The organism is Streptomyces cahuitamycinicus (assembly GCF_002891435.1).
In the GTDB taxonomy this organism is placed as follows: domain Bacteria; phylum Actinomycetota; class Actinomycetes; order Streptomycetales; family Streptomycetaceae; genus Streptomyces; species Streptomyces cahuitamycinicus.
On sequence record NZ_POUC01000019.1, the window covers coordinates 16,278 to 36,830 of the forward strand.

The following is a 20,553-nucleotide window of genomic DNA, read 5'->3' on the forward strand; positions in this document are numbered from 1 at the left end:
GGGTGCAGGGCGCTCCCCGGCGGACGGCCCCAGGCGGGAGTGAGGCGGGATGAGGTCATGATCGGATCCGCGTCCGCCCGGGGCGGGGGCCCGTCGGGCGACGGGTCGCCGGAACGCATCGACGAGGCGGCCACGGCCAGGGCCGTCGTCGACGGCCGCGGTGTCGTGACCGCGTGGAACGAAGGGGCCCGGCGGCTGCTCGGGTACCGGGCCCCCGAAGTGATCGGCAGGAGCGGGGCCCGGCTTCTCGCGGACACCGCTCACCCTCATGTGCCGGACTCGCTGACCGGCCTGCGGAGGTGGAGCGGGACCGCCACCCTGCTGCACCGGGACGGTCACCGGCTCACGGTCGCCCTGCTGGCCCATCACCGGAAGAGCGAAGGAGACGACGACTGGCTCCTGGTGTCTCCGGCGGCCCGGCCGGCACCCACGCCGCAGGACGACGCGTTCGTGCGGCGCAGTTTCGCGCAGGCTCCCTACACCATGGCCCTGTACGACACGAGGCTGCGGTTGCGCTGGGCGAACGGGGACATGGAGCGTGTGATGGGCCTGTCCGAGGCGGAGATGCGCGGTCTTCGGGTGACGGAGATCGTCCTCGACCCGGAGAGCGAGCGGACCGAGGAGGGCATGCGCACCGTGTTGCGGACCGGGCGTCCCCAGGAGCTCGGTGCCGCGCTGCACCTCGCAGGCCAGGAGCAGGAAAGCGTGTGGTCGGTGTCCCTGGTGCCCGTGCGCGACTCCGACGGGCGACTGGAAGGCGTCCTGCTGTCGGCGCACGATGTCACGGAGCAGTTCCTCGCACGGCAGCGACTGGTTCTGGTCGACGACGCCAGCCTGCGGATCGGCAGCACCCTGGACCTGCCCCGTACCGCTCAGGAACTCGCCGACGTGGCCGTCCCCAGGTTCGCGGACTTCGTCACGGTCGATCTCCTGCCGTCGATCGAAGGGGGCGAGGACCCGCCGCTGGGCCCTCCGCACGGTCCGGTGATGATGCGCCGGGTCGCCTCCCGGTCGGTACTGGAGGGCTGCCCCGAAGCCGTGGTGCCGCTCGGGACGGTGGCGAACTACCCGGAGCGTTCCACAGCGGCACGCTGCCTGGCGGAAGATCGGCCGGTCATCGAGCACATCACCCCCCTCGCACTGGCGGATCTGGACCGGACGGCCCCGCAACGGGCCGCGCGCATGCGGCAGTTCGGATTCCACTCGGTCCTGGCCGTGCCCATGCGCGCACGTGGTCTCACCCTGGGAGTGGCCACGTTCTCCCGCCATCAGCGGCCCCAGCGCTTCGAGCAGGACGATCTGCTGCTCGGCCAGGAGATCACCGCCCGCGCCGCCGTGTGCATCGACAACGCCCGCCGCTACACCCGCGAGCGTGACACCTCGCTCACCTTGCAGAACAGCCTGCTGCCGCAACGCCTCCCCGAGCAGGCGGCTCTGGACGTCGCCTCCCGCTACCTGCCCGCCAGCGCCCGGGCCGGCGTGGGCGGCGACTGGTTCGACGTCATACCGCTCTCCGGTGCCCGGGTCGCTCTCGTCGTCGGTGACGTCGTGGGCCACGGCATCCAGGCCTCGGCGACCATGGGGCGGCTGCGCACCGCCGTACGCACACTGGCCGATGTCGACCTGCCCCCCGACGAGTTGCTGACCCACCTCGACGACCTGGTCAACCGCCTGGCCGGTGGGCGGGACAGCACGGCGCAGCTCGACGGCGACATCGGCGCCACCTGTCTGTACGCCGTCTACGACCCGGTCTCCCGCCGCTGCACCATCGCACGGGCAGGCCACCCCATGCCCGCCCTGGTGACACCCGACCGCACCGTCGAAGTTCTCGAAGTCCCAGCAGGGCCACCTCTCGGCCTGGGCGGCCTGCCCTTCGAGTCGACCGAGCTGGAGCTGGCCGAGGGCAGCCTTCTCGTCCTCTACACCGACGGGCTCGTGGAGAACCGCGGCCGTGACATCGACGAGGGAATCGCGGCCATGCGCCAGGTGCTGCGGCGACCGGCACATGATCTGGAGGCCACCTGCGATGCCCTGCTGAGCAACCTGCTCACGGACCGCCCCTCCGACGACGTGGCGCTCCTCGTCGCGAGGACGCGAGCCCTCGACGCTTCGCACGTGGCGACCTGGCCCGTGTCGCCGGATCCCGCCGCGGTCGCCGAGATGCGCAAAGCCGCCTGCCGGCAACTGGCCGCGTGGAACCTGGACGACGCGGTGTTCGTCACCGAGCTGGTCGTCAGCGAACTGGTGACCAACGCCATCCGCTACGGCCGCCCGCCCATCGAGCTCAGACTGATCTACGACCGCACCCTCATCTGCGAAGTCTCCGACGGCAGCACGACCGCACCCCATCTGCGCCGGGCCCGCACCTTCGACGAAGGCGGACGCGGCCTGCTTCTCGTCGCCCAGCTCACCCAGGGCTGGGGCAGCCGTCAGATACCCAACGGCAAGGTCATCTGGGCGGAGCAGTCACTTCCCGACGACTGAGGCTGTAGGCCGGGATCTGGCCTACAGCCCCCGTAACTTCGGAAGGAGCAGCACCCACTCAGGAGGAAAGCGGATGACCGTGAAACCGATCCCGGACGGCTACCACACCGTCACGCCCTGGATCGTCTCGCGCGACACGGCCGGGCTGATCGACTATCTGAAGGAGGCGTTCGACGCCGAGGAGATCGCTCGCGTCGTCGGCGAGGACGGCCGGATCGGGCACGCGGAGGTGCGGATCGGCGACTCGGTCGTCATGCCCTTCGACGCACCGCCCAACTGGCCGCCGACGCCCGCCTTCCTGCGCCTCTACGTGGAGGACGCCGACGCCGCGCACCGCAGAGCCGTCGCGGCAGGCGGCACGTCCGTCACCGAGGTGACGCATCTCTTCTTCGGCGACCGAATCGGGCGGGTGCGTGACCCGCTGGGCAACCTGTGGTGGCTCCAGACGCGGGTGGAGGACGTCAGCCCGGACGAGATGGAACGCCGCCTCCACGACCCGAAGTGGACCGAAACGATGGCGTACGTCCAAGGCGCAGACTTCTTCCCGGGAGCTACGGGCAACGCACAGCAGGACTCGGCCCTTCGGTGACGGCCCGGGACCGCTCCAGCTGGGATGCCGATGCGGGACGGACGCCTCCTTGACCTGAAGTCCGCTCGAGCTTCCAGCGTGTCCCGGAGTTGATCTCCGACGGCGGGAGAACGCGCTCATGATCCTCGTGACCGGAACCGTTCCGGCGGGTGGGCTGCGGAGAATGCCCACAGGTTCCGCTGAGCCGGCCGGCCGGTGAGAGTTCCTGTGCTATTCAAGGGCGATGACGCTGATCAACACCTGTGGCAGGCCGTTCGACGCGGTGCTGTGCGACCTCGACAACGTGATCCGGTTCTATGACCTGACCCGGTTGGCGGGGCTGGAGCAGCTGGCCGGACTGGCCGAGGGGACCACCACGAGGGTGGCCTATGCGCCGGAGACGGACCTGCCGCTGCTCCTCGGAAAGATCGGCAAGGAGGAGTGGGTGGAGACCATCGTGCGGGGTCTGGTCGGTGAGGTCTCGGAGCCGCAGGCCCGTGTACTGGGAACGGCACTGGCCGAGGCACCCTTCCGGGCTGACGACGTGGCGGTCACGATGCTTCGCCGGATACGGGAACACATGCCGCTCGTCCTGGTCACCAACGCGACCCTGGAGCTGGAGAACGACCTCGAATCCCTGGGACTGTCCGACCTCGCGGACCATGTCGTCAGCAGCGCCCGGGTCGGAGTGGCCAAGCCCGACCGCGAGATCTACGAAATCGCCGCCGCGCGAGCGGAGACCGACATCGAGCGATGCCTCTTCGTCGACGACCGGCTGGAGAACATCGAGGCCGCTGTCGCGCTGGGCATGACGGGTGTGCACTACCGCGAGCCGGAGGACCTGCGAAGGGTGCTGGCGTTCGCGCTTGAGGACTGAGGCTGCACAAGATCCCCTGAAGTGCGGGTCGGTCGGCGCCCGCCTCGGCGGCCGCGGCGTTCCGCGGGTCCGCGAAGTCCCCGACGCCGGGTATGTCGATGGGGAAGCGCATCCCAGCAGGATGTGCGGTGCGCGCCGAGGCCGGCGAATCGGATGCGTTGCGGGAGCCCCGTGAAACGGAAATTCAGCCCTTGAGCTGCGCCCGCTCCGGCTTCTCGCTCCGCGGCAGATCACGCATGCGGCGCATCGGGCTCATGGCGAGGATGAGCCAGGAGGGCGCGACGACACCGGTCATGATCCACATGGCCGGCCGGTACCCGACGGCATCGCCCAGCATGCCGCCCAGCAGGGAGCCGAGCGGGATGGTGCTGTGGTTGATCACCATGGCGGTCGCCACGACCCGGCCGAGCATGTGCGGCGGGCAGTAGGTCTGCCGGAAGGTGCCCACCACGATGTTGGCCACGGAGACCCCGATCCCTACGAGGAAGGATCCCGTCGCGAACAGCAGCAGCCCCGGCCCTGCCGTGGTCATCGGCAGCAGCAGCACGAACGGCGAGGTGGTGAGCTGCAGGAGAAGCAGCCCTCGCGCCGTGCCGAAGCGCCGGGTGAGGCGGGTGGCCACCAGCGCGCCGACGAGGCCGCCGGTGCTGCCGCTGGTGAGCAGCAGCCCGACCAGGCCAGGGTTCAGCCCGATCGTGCGGACCAGGAACACGACCTGGACCGCCTGATAGCCCATCAGCGCCAGGTTGATCACGGCGCCCCAGGTGACCATCGGCCGCAGGTACCGGTCGCGGCCGACGAAGCGGAGCCCTTCCGCGATCTGCCGCCGGAGAGGCACGCGTTCCTCGTCGGGAGCAGGGTCCGGCTCGATGACGCTGATCCGTTGCAAGCAGACCGCGGAGACCAGGAACGTCACGGCGTCGGCCACGAGCGCGGTGACCGCGCCGAGTGCCTGGGCGAGGAGTCCCGCCACCCCCGGCCCGGCGATCTGGGTGGCGGCCTCGCTGCCCTGCAACTTGGCGTTGCCCTCCAGGAGGTCGCGGCCATCGAGCACGATGCGGATGTACGAGTGGTAGGCGGTGCTGAAACACACCGACGCCGTACCGCAGACCAACGCGACGACGACCAGTTGCTGAAAGGTCAGCGCGTCGAGCCACGCCGCCGACGGGACGCTCACCAGCGCCGCGGCGGCTGTCACGTCACACGCCGTCATCAGGGGTCGTTTCCGCCTCCGGTCCACCCACGCCCCTACCGGGAGACCCACGAGCAGCCACGGTAGCCACACCGCCGCGGTGAGCAGGCCGACAGCGGTGGAGCCGGCGTCCAGCCCCACGACCGCGATCAAGGGCAAGGCCACCACGGTGATGCTGTTGCCCAGGCCACTCACGGTTTCGCCCAGCCAGAGCAGGCGAAAATCCGGTCGGCTGAAGACTCCCCAGCGCGGTCGGGGCCGGTCCGACGTGTCAATCCTCGCGTCCACCCGAGGCATCATGCCGTGGGCCGGCGCATCCACCCACGGCGGGCAGCCGTAGCCGCTCCGCCCCTGGTGTCCAGGCGCCTCGGTGGGGGGATGGCGCCCCGCTCCACGAGCACTGCGCGACCAGGGTTCGTCGCCGCCGGGGGTCATCCACGCCGACCCGGGCGAACGCCTCGGCCTCGCCGCTCGTGGCCACCCGGCGTCCTTCGAAACACCCGCAGCGACGCACCTTCTCGCGACACCGCGTCCAGCCTCCGCGGACTCGTCAGATGTACGGCCAACCGTGTGGGCGAGTTGCGAGTCTTCTGATCGATCACGTCGTGATCGAAGCCACGAGGAGACCATCATCAACCCCATACGCAAGACCCTGATCGCCACCGCCGTCGTCGGTGCCGTACTCGCGGGCGCGGCCGCCTGCGGAACGGTGGAGCAGCTCTCCGCCGGCCAGAAGCTCGACCGGGCCTTCGAGGAGCTCGGCAAGAAGAAGACACTCTCCTTCGAGCTCGGCCTGGACACGGACGTCGCGTCCTTGAAGGCGCTGGACGCCAAGTCCGACCCCGCGCCCGGTGAGGAGATCCCGGAACAGGTCGCCGAGTTGCTCAGTGGTGCGAAGATCACTGTGACCGTGCAGTCGAAGAAGCCGCTCGACGAGTCCGGTGAGAAGGACCTCCTCGGAACGGCCCTGAAGGTCAGCACTCCGGACGGCGAACTCGCCGAGTACCGGGTGATCGGTGACTTCACCTACGTCCGTGCCGACATGGCCGCGATGGGCGAGATGACGGGCAGCCCCGTGCCGGACGCTGACGATCTGCCACCGGAGGCCGGGGCGATGAAGGACGTCATCGAGGGCAAGTGGGTGAAGATCAACACCAAGGAGATGGAGAAGGTTACCGGCGATAGCCGGAAGGCCGAGGGTGGTCCCGCGCCCGCGCCGTCCCTCGACGCCAAGACGCAGAAGAAGCTCGTGAAGGCTCTCCGGGGGGTCATCGCCCGTGAGGTGAAGTTCAAGACGGCCGACGGCGACAACGGCACCGAGCACGTCACGGCGACGGCCCCCTTGCGCACGCTGGTCACCGAACTGTTCGGCGAGATCCGCCCGCTGGTGAAGGACCTGCCGCCGGGCGTGGAGCTGCCGACGGACAAGGACCTGAAGGAGGCTCCCGACGCCAAGGTGACGGCGGACTTCACACTGAAGAACGGCGAGCTGTCCCAAGTGGAGGTGGACCTCGCCAAGCTGGCCGAGAGCGCCAAGGGCAAGAAGCTGGGCCTGACCCTGCGGATGCGTGAGGGCATCAAGCCCACCGCTCCGGCCGGTGCCACGAAGCTCGACCTGGACAAGCTCATGAACGGCTTCGTCGGCGGCGCGGCGATGAGCGACGCCGAGTCGGCGTAGAGCGGGGACGGCGTGGGGCCCGTCATGTTGTTCGGACGTGTGGCCCCACGCGTCGGCCGCGTAGGCGAGGGACCGCCGACACCCCACCGTCCGGTGCTGGTCGGCCTCTGCGCTCAGTCGGGTCCTGTCCAGTCGAAGGGGAAGTACTTGCTCGACTTCCCCGAGCGTTCCCAGGAGAAGCCGAACGCGTCGGCCCTGTCGGCGGTGGCCCGCCCCCAGGTGGCGACCTGGCCCGGCCCGACCTCGGCGCCCGGGGCGTTGTGGACCTCGACGCGGGTCCCTTCCGATGTCGTCGGGCCGGTGAGCGCCTCGGCTGTGGCGGTGACCCGGCCGGGGATCTCGGCTCTCCAGGTGGCCAGATCCTCGTCGATCTCCACGCGGATCGGCGCGAAGTCCATGCCGCGCATCTCGGGCCGGAGCATCTGGCCGAACTGTGCCGGCCAGCCTCCTGCCTCGCCGCCGAACACCGTCCCGAGCGCGGCGCGCTGCCGGTCGTCGGCGCGTTCGTCGAGGAAGACCGCGGCGTACGCGTCGGTGTGCTCGCCGGCCCACACGTTGCCCACGAAGGCGCCCAGCATCAGGACGTTGAGACCGTCGAGGCGTACGTCGCCGAAGTTGCCCTCACGGATGTGCCAGACCAGCACGCCTTCGCAGTCACCGTAGGTCGGGGGCTGCGCGAACGTGCAGGGGCACGGTATGGCGCATTTGCACACGTCGAACCAGTCGCCGGCCAGATGCCAGCGGGTCCCGGTGCCGTCCTGTTCCGTCATCTCGCTTCCCTCCCGTCGAGCCGGGGAGCTCCTCCGGAATGGCGAGACCGCACGTCCCGAGCCGCACGCGGATCGCGAAGCGGCCTTTCTTCCAGTTTGCCGCGGACACTCACATGTCGTCCATCGACGGCGCAGGTTCCTGCAGCCCCGGCAACACCCAGTCCTGGAACGGCGCCAGCACCGCGAGGACGAGGAAGACAACACCCACCACTCCCGCCAGCAGCGGCCCCCTGGACCACAGCTTCTCCACGAAGATCACAACCGCCAGTCCGGCCATCGCCGCCACGTTCATCACTCCGAGCGGTATGAGGACGACCATCAGCCCCGCGCAGCAGCCGACGCAGTAGGCGCCGTGGTGGAGGCCCACCCGCAGATCGCGGGCCGGCTGCCGGAACCCGGAGTAGCGCACCAGCTGGCCCATGGGGTCACGGCAGTGCCGCAGACAGACGTTCTTGAGGGGGCCCAGCTGATAGAGGCCCGCCGCCAGGAAGGCGACCGAGCCGATCCAGCGTCCCGCCGCCGGATGATCGCCCACCAGGTCGCCGGTGAGGTTCAGAGCCACGTAGGCGAGCAGCCCGAAGGCCGTCCACACCAGCAGGTACCCGACCAGGAACTCCACGGTGCGCCCCGCCCGGCTCCACCCGGTCGTCCGGCGCCCGATTCCCCGCACCCAGGTGAGGGCGACCGGTGCCATGGAGGGCAGCATCATGGCCGCCATCATCGTGACCCAGAGCAGCAGGAACAGCGGCAGTGCCAGCCCCATTGTGCCGGGTTCGGCTCCCATGTCCCGGGCCTGCGCGACGGTCAGCACCCAGGCGGGCACGGCGATCAGGACGACCAGGGACCAGGCGACCGCGAGTTCCCGCGCCGGCATCAGCCCTCCGCCCGCTCCGGTGGGTGCGGGCGACCTGGCGGAGAGGAGGACGGAAGTCCGGAGATGCCGCATCGGTGCACTCCCTGCGTACTGTCCCAGGACAGCACACCCCCCGCCGCGCCCGCGACTCCGCCCTTTCCCGCGCCGACAGCCGGTACGCATGCGGTGGCACGGTGGCACGGTGGCACGGTGGCACGGTGGCACGGTGGCGACCGCGCCCGGCGGCCGGGAAAGTCCGTGGTCGTCGCGAACTGCAGGACGATCGCGCCCCACCGTTCCTCGTCGGCCCGTTCAACCCCGACGCATGCGTCGTTCCCCGCACTCCTGACCCAGGATCCGGTCCGGACTCGGCACGCGGGGAACGCAACACTCCCGTCGCGGGCGGCCTGCCCGGGCCTCTCGTCTTTGCTCTTCACGCCGGCCAAGAGAACGGGCCGTGTGATCCCGACGGCCCATTCGGATCATGCGTTCAGCAGCGGGGATATTCCGATTCCGCCTACAAGGAGCAGATCATTCCGTCTGCGGGAGAGCTTTGCACTCCAGTCGTTGCCCCATCAACATTCGAGAAATGATCTACTTCCTCACTTGGAGCGCATGCAGAGCCCTTGCGTCAACTCCATCCTCCTGACAGGGTTCGGGAGTCGGTTCTCGGCATTGCGTCACGGGGGAGACTCGATGTTGCACATCTTTCCGATGGCCCATGAAAGCTCTTTCTGTCCATGGCCGGTGGCCGGCCTCGCTGCCTGACGCCATCCGCTCCGGATGAATCTCACGACAGCCGGTCGGCCCACTGGGGAGGAAGAGCGATGGACGGTGTCTCCGCATCGGCACAGAAGCCGATACGACAACATTTCCGTCCCCCGGATTCGTACCTCGGCGGACTCTTATCGGAGATCACCCGGGTACCGATCAGCCGCATCACGGTCGTGGGCTCACTCCGCACCGTCGGGGAGGATCCACGGCACATCAATGCGCTCGCCGAGGTGTGTTCCGAACTGCCACCGATTGTGATTCACCGCAGGACGATGACCGTCATCGACGGTGTGCACCGGCTCCGGGCGGTGGAGAACAGCGGTGCCACGCACATCAGTGCCGTGCTCTTCAACGGCGACGAGCGAGAAGCCTTCGTGCTCGCGGTCAAGCTGAACAGCAACCACGGACTGCCGCTCTCCCTGGCCGACCGCAAGGCCGCCGCCCTCCACATGCTCGCCGATTTCCCGGAGTGGTCCAACCGGCGGCTGGCGGGGGTCGTAGGCCTGTCGGACAAGACGATCGCAGCGCTCAGGCGGCGGTCGGGTGCGGAACTTCCGCACCCGACCGCCGTACGACTCGGGCGTGACGGGGTGGCCTACCCGCTCGCGGCGGGCGAAGGCCGCAGGCGCGCCCTGACGTACCTCGCCGCGCATCCCGACGCGTCCGTGCAGGAGGTGGCGCGCGCCGCCCACATTTCGCTCACCACGGCGAAGGACGCGCGAAAGCGGGCGCGCGCCGCTCGGGAAGAGCCGCAGGCGACGGTGCAGCAGAACGCCGGGCCGGTCCGGGAGCGTGAGGCCGGCCGGCCCCCGACCGGGAAACGTCCCAGCGCGCACCCGGTGAGCACGGACCCCACGCCGGCGGTCCGGCGGTTGCGGGCCGATCCCTCACTTCGCTTCACCGAGGTGGGCCGCAAGCTGCTGCGGACACTGGACCCCTCGGCTCCGCAGCCGCACGAGTGGGCGGCGATGGCGAGCAGCCTCCCGATCCACTGCGCGCCCCTGATCGCCGAGCTGGCACGGCACCACGCCGAGAGCTGGCAGCTCCTGGCGGAATCGTTGACGGAACGGATGAATTCCCGGGACGCTGACGTGTAGCGTCCGGCCGCTTTCAGACGGAGCCGTTTCCAACGCCTTTGTTTCGGCGTGCCGGTTGATTCCGTCGACATCGCCTTCATGCTTCTTGCGAACCTGCCGCAATACGCGGGGTTGCCGTATTCGGCAACAGTTCCACTATGTCGGCGTCTGTTTCGACGGAGTTCCTGCCGGTGGTTTCCGGAAGCTGATCAACCGGAACTGACCAACCCGATGAAAGATGCAATTGTTGAAGTTTCGACCTGAAGTTCAAACGGTTGCGCGGCGCTCGATCGCTTCGTACGATGACGCACACAATGTGAAGCGGGGGAGCGGGGGGAACGTGACTTCGTATAGCCCAAGCCGTGTTGGCCATGAGCAATCGCCCGTGCCTCAACCCGGTATTCGTAGCGATGTGTCATTACCGGGAATGCCGACCCACTGGTACAACTTCCTGGGAGACCTGCCCGGCCCTATGCCCGCGGTCAGGGACTCCGGAAGCCCTACCGCCGCGGAGATATCCGCACAGGTCCGGCCGCGAGTTCTCATCGAGCAGAACGCTCCTGACGGGCAATGGGTCGCGATACCCGAACCGGTCGTGGAGCGGCTGCGGCAATGCGGCAGGCCGACACCGCTGCACCGGGCACGCCGGCTGGAGAAGCATCTCGGTACGGGCGCGAGGATCTACCTCAAGCGTGAAGACGTCCTTCCCAGCGGCAGCTTCAAGCTGAACACCGCCATAGCCCAGGCGTACTACGCGGCCGAGGAAGGGCGGACCACCCTCGTCACCGAGACCGGAGCGGGCCAGTGGGGCATGAGTGTCGCCCTGGCGGCGAAGATGTTCGGTCTGCGGGCCGAGATCTTCATGGTCAGGTGCTCGCTCGACCAGAAGCCCTACCGGCGTCACTACATGGAGCTCCTGGGGGCCGAGGTCCGGCCGTCGCCGTCGACCCACACGGCGATCGGGCGGAAGATCCTCGGTGAAGTCCCGGACCACCCCGGCAGTCTCGGCACCGCGATCAGCGACGCGATCGAGCATGCCCTGGGCAAGCCCTCAGCCGCCTATCTCGCCGGCAGCGGGATGCCGCACGTGTACCTCCATCAGACGCTGCTCGGGCTGGAGGTGGCCGAGCAGCTCAGGGAAATCCATGGCGAGGACCTGGGCGTTGACGGGCGCGGCGACCACCTCATCGCGTGCTCGGGAGGCGGAAGCAACCTCTGCGGTCTCATCGGCCCCCACCTGCGGGCCAGGGCCGAAGGAGCCGATCTGCGCTTCCTGGCCGCGGAATCCACGGCGGCGCCCCGGCTCACTCAGGGCGTCTACGAGTACGGCCGCACCGACCTGGGCGGATTCACGCCTGAGGTACTCGGCTACACGATGGGGGAGAGCTTCATCCCACCGCCGAACCACGTCGGTGGCCTGCGCAACCACCACAGCTCCGCCCTGGTCAGCCTGCTGCGACGGGAGGGCGTCCTGGACGCCGTCGCCTTCGACCAGCGGACCGCGCTGGAGGCAGGCCGGCTCCTGCTGCAGACCGAGGGCCTGCTGCTCGCCCCCGAGGCCGGCCACGCGGTCGCCGCGGCCCTGGACGTCGTGGCCAAGGCCGACGCGCAGAACCTCGAACCGGTCATCGTGGTCCTGGCCAGCGGCTCAGGCTTTCTCGACCTGCAGGGATACGGCGAAGTCCTGCTCGACGCATAGCCGCACCATCGTTCACGGCATCTTGCACCTTGCGATTGGGAAGCCACATGCGCTTGGCGACATTTCAGCCCCAGCTCGGCGATCATTGCGAGACGACCACCCTCAGGAACATGATCCACCATGCCGGCGCCGGCATATCCGAACCCATGCTGTTCGGCCTCGGCCAGGGGATCGACTTCCAGTACTGGGATGCTCCGGACCCTGGACGCGGTGCGCCGATGCTCACCGGCCGGATCGAGCCCGCCCTGGTGTCCCGCAACGCCTGCTCGGCCCTGGGTGTGGAACTTCACCAAGCGCAACCACCCGACCCGGAATCGGCCTTCTCCGCGGCGGTCGAGCTCCTCGACGCGGGACACGTCGTGGGCATGTCCGTCGACATATTCCACCTCGACTACTTCTCGTCCCGTAGCCACTTCGCATCGCACTACATCGCGCTGTACGGGCTCGACGACTCCCTCGCCCACGTGGTCGACACCGGTCAGCAGGGCGGCGCGCAGACACTTCCGACCGAGTCGCTGCGCCGCGCCCGCGCCTCCAGCGAAGGATTCATGCCATCACCCCATCTGCACCTGTACATCGAGCAGTTGCCGGCAAGGCTGACCACCGACACCGACGCCGTCCTGCGCGAGGGGATCTGGAACGCCATCCGGCTGACCGCTCAGCGGATGACCACGGACCGCGGACCGCGATACGGCATCGGCGCCCTGCGGCGGGCAGCTTCCGAGATCGCCGGATGGAGCGACACACTCGCCCCCGCGGACGAGGTGGTGCAAGGCGTCGGCCGCTTCTGGCGCTTCGCGGGAACCGGGGGAGCGAACTTCCGGAAGCTCTACCACGCGTTCCTCATCGAGGCGCGGCAGCTGTACGGCGATGGTGAACTCGACCCGTTCGTCCGCGACTTCGGCGAAGTGCAGCAACAGTGGGACGAGGTCATCGACATGCTGATGGCCTACCGCGGCGCGGACGACGGGCGCAAGCAGCTCGAAGCCGTCGCGGCCCGGCTGGACGCGATCGCCGACGCCGAACAGGCCGTCTTCGAAAAGCTGCTCGTGCCGGCCGCCAAGCGGGCGGGTGAGCCGGTTTGACCGTCACCCGGCTGAAGTCCGTCTGCCGTATGTGCCACGGCGGGTGCGGCGCCATCGTCGAGCTCGTGGACGGCGTTCCCACCGACATCCACGGAGACCCGGACAACCCGACGAGCGAGGGCTACTTCTGCATCAAGGGCAAGGCGTCGCTCGACCTGCTGCGCAGCCCGGACCGGCTCACGACACCGCTGGTACGGACCGGCCCGCGCGGCTCCGGGACGTTCGAACCCGTCAGCTGGGAAGCCGCCCTCGACCGGATCGCCGGCGAACTCGCCGCGACCATCGGCCGGCACGGGCCCGAGTCCGTCGTCCTCGGCCAGGGGACCGACCGCAACTACCAGGAGTGGGTGTTCCGGCTCGCGAACGCGATCGGGACGCCGAACGTCGTCGGCCCGGCCCACGTGTGCTTCTACCCGCGAGTCATGGCCTCGATCATGACGTACGGCGCCTTCACGTTCTGCGACTACGACGGTGATCCCGAGGTGGTCCTGCTCTGGGGCAGCAACAAGCCCAGCACCCACTCGGACGGCGTGATCGGCGTCAAGCTGCTGCGCGCCATGGAACGGGGCAGCCGCGTCGTCACCGTCGATCCGCGACGGACGCAGACCGCCGCCCGGTCCGCCCTGCACCTGCCGGTCCAGCCCGGAACCGACTGCGCACTGGCACTCGGCATGATCAAGATCGTCATCGACGAGGGCTGGTACGACCACGACTTCGTCGCCGCGCACACCTCCGGGTTCGCCGAACTCACCGAACACGTGAAGGCGTACGACACCGAGCGGGTCGCGCGGATCACCGGACTCACACCCGGGCTCATCCACGAGGCGACCCGCACCTACGCCCTCGCGTCACGGGCGTGCATAGAGGCCGGAACCGGCCTGTCGCAGAACGAGAACTCCTTCGACACCCACCGCGCGATCGCCATCCTCGCCGCGATCTGCGGCAACATCGACGCTCCCGGTGGCGACGTGATCTGGCAACCGATGCCGATAGAGGGCCGGCGTGCCTTCCCGCGCCCGGACCTGCTGCCCGAGGAACAGGCGAAGAAGCGGATCGGCGGCGACAAGCACAAGATCCTCTCGATGTCCGGCTGGGTCGCGCCGGGAGACCTGCACGAGGCCATCGTGACCGGGGTGCCGTACCCGGTCACCTCGATGGTGATCTTCGGCAGCAACATCCTCGCCTCGCACGAGAACACCGAGCTGGTCCGCGAGGCGATCGGCAAGCTCGACCTGCTCGTCGTGTGCGACCTGTTCATGACGCCGACCGCCCGGCACGCCGACGTGATCCTGCCGACCTCCAGCTGGCTGGAGCGGGACCAGATCGTCGAGTTCAACTCCTACATCGCCGCCCGGCAGAAGATCGCCACGGTCGGCGACTGCCGCTCGGACGAGGAGATCATCCTCGAACTGGCCGCCCGGCTCGGCCTGGAACGGCACTTCTTCCCCTCGCTGGAAGCCGCTCTCGACGCCAAGCTGGCCGGCATCGACCTCACCTGGGAACAGTTCACGAAGATCGGCTACATCCGGAACGAGAAGCGGTACCGCAAATACCGCGACGGCGGATTCGGGACCCGGTCCGGACGCGTGAACCTCATGAACAACGGGCTGCGGGCCATGGGCTACGAGCCGTTCCCCGTCTTCCGGTGCCCACCGGAGGCGGACCCGGCCCTGCCGTACGTGATGACCAGCGCCCATCCGCGCCAGTTCTACAACACCGAGTTCCACCAACTGCCGACCACCGCGCGCAGCCAGACGACGGCGCGGGTGACCGTCCATCCGGACACCGCGCGGCGGGAGGGGCTGACAGACGGCGAAGAGGTGGACCTCTTCTCGCGGGCCGGTGCGCGCGGGGTGCGCATGACGGTCAAGATCTCCGACTCCGTCGCACCGAACGTCGTGATGGCGGACGCCGGCTGGTGGTATCCGGGCGAGCCCTCGACCGACGAGCAGCTCAGATCCTCGGTCAATCTCCTGACGACCAACGACCGTTCCGACGTGCACATGGGGAGCGCGACGATGAGAGGTGTAGCAGTGGGTATACGGCGACCGGAGCCGGACCGTGGCTAGCGCGCGGGGCACCGTCGCCGCCCGGGTGCCGGAAACCGACGAGGGCCTCCAGGGCGACGAACTGGCCCTCAAGTACGACCAGATGCAACGCCACATCCGGGACAACGGCTGGCTCCAGGAGAAGATCGACGACATCCTGGCGGCGGACATCCGCTCCGGGGAAGTCCTGGAGCTGGGATGCGGCCCCGGCTACCTGGGCCTGGAATGGATCACCCAGGCCGATGACTCCGCCCGGCTCGTCGGCCTCGACATCTCACCGGCGATGCTCCGGCGGGCGAGCGCCAACGCCGCCGGATACGGCGTCGCCGAGCGCTGCGCCTACGAATGCGGCACCGTGCTGGCCCTGCCGTTCGAGGACCACCGCTTCGATCACGTCATCAGCGCGTCCTCGCTGCACGAATGGGCGGATCCGGTGACCGCCCTCACGGAAATGCACCGCGTGCTCAGGCCGGGTGGCCGCTACTGCGTCTCCGACCTGCGCCGGGACGTCGACCGGACGACATTCCAGTTCATGAAGGCGAACATCGCGGCCGACATGCGCCCCGGCTTCCGCACCTCGATCCGGTCCGCGTACGTCAAGAGCGAGATCGAGGAACTGCTGCGAGGCACCGCGCTCGACACGGCCGTCGTGACGGAAGTGCAGATGGGGATCGTCATCACGGGCAGGAAGGAAGCGCCATGAACGCACTCGCGGGAAGTTCACCGGCCATCACCGCCACGCGTGACGGGCGCTTCCCCGACCGCCACGGCTTCGACCGCTCCTGGGAAGAACTCCTCCAGACGTCGAGCACCTGGCGGAGCCTGGACTGCGGGGAATACCTGTCGGCCTGGTGCGGATACGCGCCCGGCCACGTCGTCGAGAAGTTCGCCGGGGTCAACCACGTCGGCGTCTACATGGGCGACTACGACAGCGACGACCAGGTGTTCGGCTGGAACGCCTACCTGAACGACCTCCGGGCGTCCGGCCGGATCACCACCGTCGAGATGGGGCCGTCGTACATCTCGCCCCGGCAGTACGGAACGCCGGGATGGTGGAACTCGATCGCGCTCGCCGACGGACGCGTCATCGAGATGTTCGCGTGCCGCCGGTTCGGCCCCTGGGCGGACCGTTCCGCCGACGAGCGTGGACGTCTCATGTCGCACGTCGCCATCGACGTGCACACCGACGCCGACGTCCGCTACCTCCTGGACGTCCTCGACCGGGACGTCGACCACCTGGAGAACATCGCGTTCACCGAGGCGGACGAACTCGGCCACACCTACGGGCACCTGCGCAACAACGACAGCGGCTCCGTGCTGGAGATCGTCTACGAGGCGCCGCGCGGCGGAACGGGGCACGGCGATGGCGGTCATTGACATCTCGCCGTACTCCGGTGACCACTGCGAATCCACCGCCCTGCTCAACATGCTCCGCAACCACGACATCGAGCTGAGCGAGCCGCTGATCTTCGGGCTGGGACAAGGTCTGTCGTTCCTGTACTGGCACTCGAAGCAGATGCCCAACCCCTTCCTCGCCGGCCGGGTCAAGCCCGACCACCTGATGCGCAACGTGGCGGACGCGCTCTCGCTCCAGCTGGGGGTGCAGGAGACGTCCTCACCGGCGAAGGCCGAGGCCACTCTGATCAAGGCCCTCGACGAAGGCGATGTCGTGGGGCTCAAGCTCGACCGCTACCACCTCGACTACGCGCGGGAGAACCACCACTTCGCCGCGCACTACGTCGCCTGCATCGGATACGAGGACGACAGGTTCGTCGTCGTCGAGACCCGGTCACTCGGCGTTCAGTCGACTTCGCGGGAGAGCCTGGCCCGGGCCCGGTCCGCCAAGGGACCGATGTCCTCGCGCAACCTGTCGGTCCGGGTGGACCCGCGCGGGTACGACGAGTCGGTCCTCGCGAAGGCCTGCCAGACCTCGATCCTGGCCACCGCACAGGAGTTCCTCAGCCCGCCGATCACCAACATGGGATTCAAGGGCATCGCGAAGGCCGGCTCGCTCATGCGTGGATGGCACGACCGGCTCGACCGCCCCGTCGAGGCGATGAGCATCGTCGGCACCAGCATGGAGGAAGGCGGCACGGGCGGCGGCCTCTTCCGGACGCTGTGGGCGCAGTTCCTGGAAGAGGCGCACGAGCTGACCGGCATCGAGGCCTACGACGCACTCGCCGTCGAGTACCGCCGCATCGCCAAGCGCTGGACGGACGTGGCGGATCTGCTGCGCGAGGCCGACGACGCCGGTGCCCGGCGATCACTCGACGAGGCCGCGGCCATCGTCGACGCCCTGGCGGCCGAGGAGCGCACGGCGATGACCCGGCTGGAGGAGGCGTCCCGATGACCACGCTCGCCCGGCCGACCGGGCACGACCCGCGCAGCAGGCTGCGCGACACCCTCGTCTCCCGCGTCGACATCGCGCGGAAGGTCGCCGCGGTCACGTCACTGGACCGGAAGGCGCTCGACGCGTGGGCCGCGGCGGCGCTCGCCGCGACCGTGGAACACGCCTGCCGCAACTCGCCGTTCTACGCCGGCCTCGTCCCGGCCGAGGCCGCCCGGGCGGTCGCGCAGGGCCGCCCGCACGCGTTCGAGGCAATCCCCTTCACGACGCGGGAACATCTCTCCGCCGCCTACCCGCTCGGCATGCTCGCCGTGCCGCGGCGGGAGGTGATCCGGTTCGACGAGAGTTCCGGTACCGGCAACGGGCGCCCGATCGCGGCGTTCTTCACCATGGCGGACTGGCTGGAGAACAACCTCACCGTCGCCGGGCTGCTGGCAGCGGTGCTGGACCAGCGGGACGTCGCCGCCATCGCCGTCCCCTACGAACTGGCCGGGGTGGGCCAGGACCTCGACCGCGCCATCGAGATCCTCGGGTGCACCATCGTGCCGCTCGGCGCGGCCTCACCGTCCTGCACCCCGGACCGGATGGTCGACGCCCTGCTGCGTTCGGGCGCGACCACCCTGGTGTGCTCCGGAACGCGCGCCCTGTTCCTCGGCGAGATCGCCCGGCGCCGCGGCATCGACCCGCGGCGCGACCTCGCGGTCACGAAGATCCTCATGGCGGGGGAGGGCGCGTCCGCGGCCAAGAAGCGGCGCCTGGCCGATCAGTGGGACGCCGTCGCCTACTCGATGTTCGGCATGACCGAGACCAACACGCTGGCCATGTTCTGCCGTCGGCGTGAGCTGCACCTGGTCGAGACACGGACGTTCTTCGAGGTGGTGGATCCGGGATCCGGCGAGCGGCTGCCGGACGGCTCCGTCGGCGAGCTGGCCGTGACGACGCTGGCGAGCCGGGCCATGCCGCTGCTGCGCTACCGCACCGGTGACGTGTGCCGGATCGAGGCGGCGCCGTGCGGCTGCGGATCCCCGCTGCGCCGGCTGCAGCATCGCGGCCGGATCGGTGACCGGATCCCGGTCGGTGACCGCTGGACGTCGCAGCTGGAGATCGAGGACATCGTCCTCGGCGCCATGACCGCCGGGCCGTACTACTTCGCCTTCGGCATCGACGGGGACGTCCTGGAGATCGCCCTGCCGCCGTCGGGCGCCGACGACGCGACCCGGGCCTCGATCGCGGCCGGTGTGCGCGACCGTCTCGGAGCGTCCGCGCGATTCCGGCGACTGGACACGCAGCGGTTCGAGACGGCGCTGCGAACCTCGGCCAAACCGACGATGCGCAACTTCAGTGCCTACGGGGGAGGAGGGGCTGCCGGTGAGGGTTGAACTGCCGCTGCCCACGCGCATGCCGATCGACGGGCGCTTCGAGATCGATGACACGTGCATCGACTGCAAGCTCTGCAACGACCTGGCGCCCGACAACTTCGACGCCGACCTCGACAACGACGTCCACTACGTGTGCAAACAACCCGAGACACCCGACGAACTGGAGCGGGTCCTCGACGCATTCGAATCCTGCCCCACCGAATCGATCCGGTACTCAGCGGCACCTAGCGGGGAGTGATGGCGCAATGTCAAGCCTGGACGATCCAGTAAAAGCCGACATGTGCGCCGGCCGACGGCAGAGGACCGAACTGGGACCGGTCGCCGAGAGCTACGACCAGCTGCACCGCATCGACCTGCTCGGCGAGGCGCGGGCCGCACGGGGAGTGCCGGAGGGCACGTACGACTCGACGGTGTGCGCCGTCCTCCAGGCGTCGGAGGTGTGCCTGCTCAACCTGGCCCGGCTGGCGCGCAGGACCCAGGCGTGCCTGCTGGCCGGCGACATCCCGGCCGCCTCCCGCTACGTCCAGTGGGCCGTCGGATTCCACCGGTTGCTGCGCGGGCTCGGCACCGTGACGTCCGGCGCCCGCGGCATCTTCGGGGCCGGCGTGTCCGCCGGGGCCACGGCCGTGAGCGTCTCCGAGTCCTCCGGCTACGCGGCCTACGTAGAGGCGCTCCGGGGGCTGGAGGACGTCGCCAAGGGGTCGCTGCTGGCCGGTGCGCCCGAACTCACCCGCTCCACGATCGCCACCAAGAGCATCGACGACGCGCTGTACCGCGTGCTGCACGGCATCCGGACCGGCTGCCACGACGCGACCAAGTGGGAGAGCGACCTCACGGCCGTACCCATCGGGGTGAGCCGGAGCACCGACGAGCTGATCTCCGCCGAGACGCTGGCGCGAGCGGTCGCCGCGACCGAGCTGAACGCGGACACCCTGCACGGCGAGTTCGTCGCCCTGCACCAGGTACCGGAGATTCTCTGCGCCGAGGCGAACGACCACCTGGAGGTCGCGATCCGGGCCATCCGGGCCTCGGCCCTGAGCCGGGCGGCGCAGCACCTGACGGCCTGCCGGGAACTGCTCGGTCCGGTGGTCGACGCGCAGCGGGTGATGGCCGAGCACCTGGCGACCGGGGAGTACCACGGGTTCCGGACGAACCTGGGGCCCGCGAGCGGCACGCACTCGCTGTCGATCAAACAGCACATGTTCCGCGACCTGTTCAAGCACATGTGGAACGACCTGGAGACCTGGCTGAACTCGCTCGGGGAGGCCTCACTGGAGGAGACCGTCCGGGACATCGACGCACGCCGCCACGACGACCCGGAGGCGTGGCTGCGGCACGCCGTCGTCGACCAGGCGTTCAAACTGCACTCCGCCCACCAGCAGTGGCGGCACGAGCACCTGCACATGCCCCGCAACTGCCTGGGCAGCGGCGGCACCAAATCCATGATCGGCATACCGGATGGGCCCCAGGCGGTCTACAAGATGCGGGACGCGGCCAACGCCCAGCACTCACTGGCCGTGATCCACCGGGCACGCCGCACACCCCTGGCGAACGCCGTGCCGGACTCGCCGCTGGCCAAGCTCATCACCGATCCCAGCTCCCTCGACGCCGAGCTGATGCGGGTCGTGGGCGAGGCGACACGCGAGTACTTCCCCCAGGTGCAAGAGCAGAGCTACCAGCCGTTCCGGTCCGGTGCGGCCGAGCGGAACCCGTAGGAGCGCGG

Annotated in this window: 17 protein-coding genes; 14 read left to right on the plus strand and 3 right to left on the minus strand. The window is 69.2% G+C overall.

The annotated features are described in order from the left end of the window. Window positions 1–57 precede the first annotated feature (57 nt). The 3 genes from C1J00_RS04820 (at window position 58) to C1J00_RS04830 (ending at window position 3,929) form a co-directional block, all read left to right on the plus strand. Entirely contained in the window at window positions 58–2,484 is a 2,427-nt protein-coding gene (locus tag C1J00_RS04820; protein WP_102907774.1) for a SpoIIE family protein phosphatase, read from the plus strand. 73 nt (window positions 2,485–2,557) lie between these two features. Then, the gene (locus C1J00_RS04825) at window positions 2,558–3,073 is read left to right on the plus strand and encodes a VOC family protein (RefSeq protein ID WP_102907775.1); all 516 of its coding nucleotides are present in this window, start codon (window positions 2,558–2,560) and stop codon (window positions 3,071–3,073) included. Window positions 3,074–3,296: 223 nt separating this feature from the next. Further along, on the plus strand, window positions 3,297–3,929 hold the full coding sequence (locus C1J00_RS04830) for an HAD family hydrolase (RefSeq protein WP_102907776.1): 633 nt from the start codon (window positions 3,297–3,299) through the stop codon (window positions 3,927–3,929). A gap of 184 nt (window positions 3,930–4,113) precedes the next feature. Here C1J00_RS04830 and C1J00_RS04835 read toward each other — a convergent pair whose 3' ends face one another. Continuing rightward, window positions 4,114–5,421 carry an MFS transporter gene (locus tag C1J00_RS04835; protein ID WP_342751660.1) on the minus strand — a complete coding sequence of 436 codons (1,308 nt, stop codon included), beginning with the start codon at window positions 5,419–5,421 and terminating at the stop codon, window positions 4,114–4,116. Window positions 5,422–5,830: 409 nt separating this feature from the next. Between C1J00_RS04835 and C1J00_RS04840 the strand changes: the two genes are divergently transcribed. Then, window positions 5,831–6,799 (plus strand): hypothetical protein, encoded by a 969-nt coding sequence (locus tag C1J00_RS04840; protein WP_102907777.1) that lies wholly within the window; start codon window positions 5,831–5,833, stop codon window positions 6,797–6,799. Between the two features lie 113 nt (window positions 6,800–6,912). Here the strand turns inward: C1J00_RS04840 and C1J00_RS04845 are convergent, their stop codons facing one another. After that, entirely contained in the window at window positions 6,913–7,569 is a 657-nt protein-coding gene (locus C1J00_RS04845) for a DUF1326 domain-containing protein (RefSeq protein WP_102907778.1), read from the minus strand. A 109-nt stretch (window positions 7,570–7,678) separates the two neighbouring features. After that, window positions 7,679–8,443 carry a DUF2182 domain-containing protein gene (locus C1J00_RS04850; RefSeq protein WP_245936200.1) on the minus strand — a complete coding sequence of 255 codons (765 nt, stop codon included), beginning with the start codon at window positions 8,441–8,443 and terminating at the stop codon, window positions 7,679–7,681. A gap of 1,025 nt (window positions 8,444–9,468) precedes the next feature. Between C1J00_RS04850 and C1J00_RS04855 the strand changes: the two genes are divergently transcribed. From C1J00_RS04855 to C1J00_RS04900, 10 genes are all read left to right on the plus strand, one after another. Continuing rightward, complete coding sequence (locus C1J00_RS04855; protein WP_342751658.1) at window positions 9,469–10,293, plus strand: ParB/RepB/Spo0J family partition protein; 825 nt, start codon at window positions 9,469–9,471, stop codon at window positions 10,291–10,293. A gap of 406 nt (window positions 10,294–10,699) precedes the next feature. After that, a complete protein-coding gene (locus tag C1J00_RS04860; protein WP_102907781.1) occupies window positions 10,700–11,971 on the plus strand; it encodes a TrpB-like pyridoxal phosphate-dependent enzyme in 1,272 nt (423 codons plus the stop codon). Between the two features lie 47 nt (window positions 11,972–12,018). Further along, window positions 12,019–13,056 carry a BtrH N-terminal domain-containing protein gene (locus tag C1J00_RS04865; protein ID WP_102907782.1) on the plus strand — a complete coding sequence of 346 codons (1,038 nt, stop codon included), beginning with the start codon at window positions 12,019–12,021 and terminating at the stop codon, window positions 13,054–13,056. Next, complete coding sequence (locus C1J00_RS04870) at window positions 13,053–15,125, plus strand: molybdopterin-containing oxidoreductase family protein (RefSeq protein WP_245936202.1); 2,073 nt, start codon at window positions 13,053–13,055, stop codon at window positions 15,123–15,125. Before C1J00_RS04865 ends, C1J00_RS04870 begins: the two co-directional genes overlap by 4 nt. Next, window positions 15,118–15,807: a class I SAM-dependent methyltransferase gene (locus tag C1J00_RS04875; protein ID WP_102907783.1), complete on the plus strand. Its 690-nt coding sequence runs from the start codon at window positions 15,118–15,120 to the stop codon at window positions 15,805–15,807. The genes C1J00_RS04870 and C1J00_RS04875 overlap by 8 nt, the downstream gene beginning before the upstream one ends. Beyond that, on the plus strand, window positions 15,804–16,481 hold the full coding sequence (locus C1J00_RS04880; protein WP_102907784.1) for a hypothetical protein: 678 nt from the start codon (window positions 15,804–15,806) through the stop codon (window positions 16,479–16,481). Before C1J00_RS04875 ends, C1J00_RS04880 begins: the two co-directional genes overlap by 4 nt. Continuing rightward, window positions 16,468–17,454: a BtrH N-terminal domain-containing protein gene (locus C1J00_RS04885; RefSeq protein ID WP_102907785.1), complete on the plus strand. Its 987-nt coding sequence runs from the start codon at window positions 16,468–16,470 to the stop codon at window positions 17,452–17,454. The genes C1J00_RS04880 and C1J00_RS04885 overlap by 14 nt, the downstream gene beginning before the upstream one ends. After that, window positions 17,451–18,830 (plus strand): phenylacetate--CoA ligase family protein, encoded by a 1,380-nt coding sequence (locus C1J00_RS04890; protein ID WP_102907786.1) that lies wholly within the window; start codon window positions 17,451–17,453, stop codon window positions 18,828–18,830. The genes C1J00_RS04885 and C1J00_RS04890 overlap by 4 nt, the downstream gene beginning before the upstream one ends. After that, window positions 18,820–19,068 carry a ferredoxin gene (locus C1J00_RS04895; RefSeq protein ID WP_102907787.1) on the plus strand — a complete coding sequence of 83 codons (249 nt, stop codon included), beginning with the start codon at window positions 18,820–18,822 and terminating at the stop codon, window positions 19,066–19,068. The genes C1J00_RS04890 and C1J00_RS04895 overlap by 11 nt, the downstream gene beginning before the upstream one ends. Before the next feature lie 7 nt (window positions 19,069–19,075). Then, window positions 19,076–20,545, plus strand: a complete 1,470-nt coding sequence (locus tag C1J00_RS04900) for a hypothetical protein (protein ID WP_102907788.1) — start codon at window positions 19,076–19,078, stop codon at window positions 20,543–20,545. Window positions 20,546–20,553: the final 8 nt, after the last annotated feature.

Coding starts and splice junctions, on each gene's coding strand:
- C1J00_RS04820 (WP_102907774.1), top strand. CDS start 58: ATGATCGGATCCGCGTCCGCCCGGGGCGGGGGCCCGTCGGGCGACGGG.
- C1J00_RS04825 (WP_102907775.1), top strand. CDS start 2,558: ATGACCGTGAAACCGATCCCGGACGGCTACCACACCGTCACGCCCTGG.
- C1J00_RS04830 (WP_102907776.1), top strand. CDS start 3,297: ATGACGCTGATCAACACCTGTGGCAGGCCGTTCGACGCGGTGCTGTGC.
- C1J00_RS04835 (WP_342751660.1), bottom strand. CDS start 5,421: ATGATGCCTCGGGTGGACGCGAGGATTGACACGTCGGACCGGCCCCGA.
- C1J00_RS04845 (WP_102907778.1), bottom strand. CDS start 7,569: ATGACGGAACAGGACGGCACCGGGACCCGCTGGCATCTGGCCGGCGAC.
- C1J00_RS04850 (WP_245936200.1), bottom strand. CDS start 8,443: ATGCCGGCGCGGGAACTCGCGGTCGCCTGGTCCCTGGTCGTCCTGATC.
- C1J00_RS04855 (WP_342751658.1), top strand. CDS start 9,469: ATGACCGTCATCGACGGTGTGCACCGGCTCCGGGCGGTGGAGAACAGC.
- C1J00_RS04860 (WP_102907781.1), top strand. CDS start 10,700: ATGCCGACCCACTGGTACAACTTCCTGGGAGACCTGCCCGGCCCTATG.
- C1J00_RS04865 (WP_102907782.1), top strand. CDS start 12,019: ATGCGCTTGGCGACATTTCAGCCCCAGCTCGGCGATCATTGCGAGACG.
- C1J00_RS04880 (WP_102907784.1), top strand. CDS start 15,804: ATGAACGCACTCGCGGGAAGTTCACCGGCCATCACCGCCACGCGTGAC.
- C1J00_RS04885 (WP_102907785.1), top strand. CDS start 16,468: ATGGCGGTCATTGACATCTCGCCGTACTCCGGTGACCACTGCGAATCC.
- C1J00_RS04890 (WP_102907786.1), top strand. CDS start 17,451: ATGACCACGCTCGCCCGGCCGACCGGGCACGACCCGCGCAGCAGGCTG.
- C1J00_RS04900 (WP_102907788.1), top strand. CDS start 19,076: ATGTCAAGCCTGGACGATCCAGTAAAAGCCGACATGTGCGCCGGCCGA.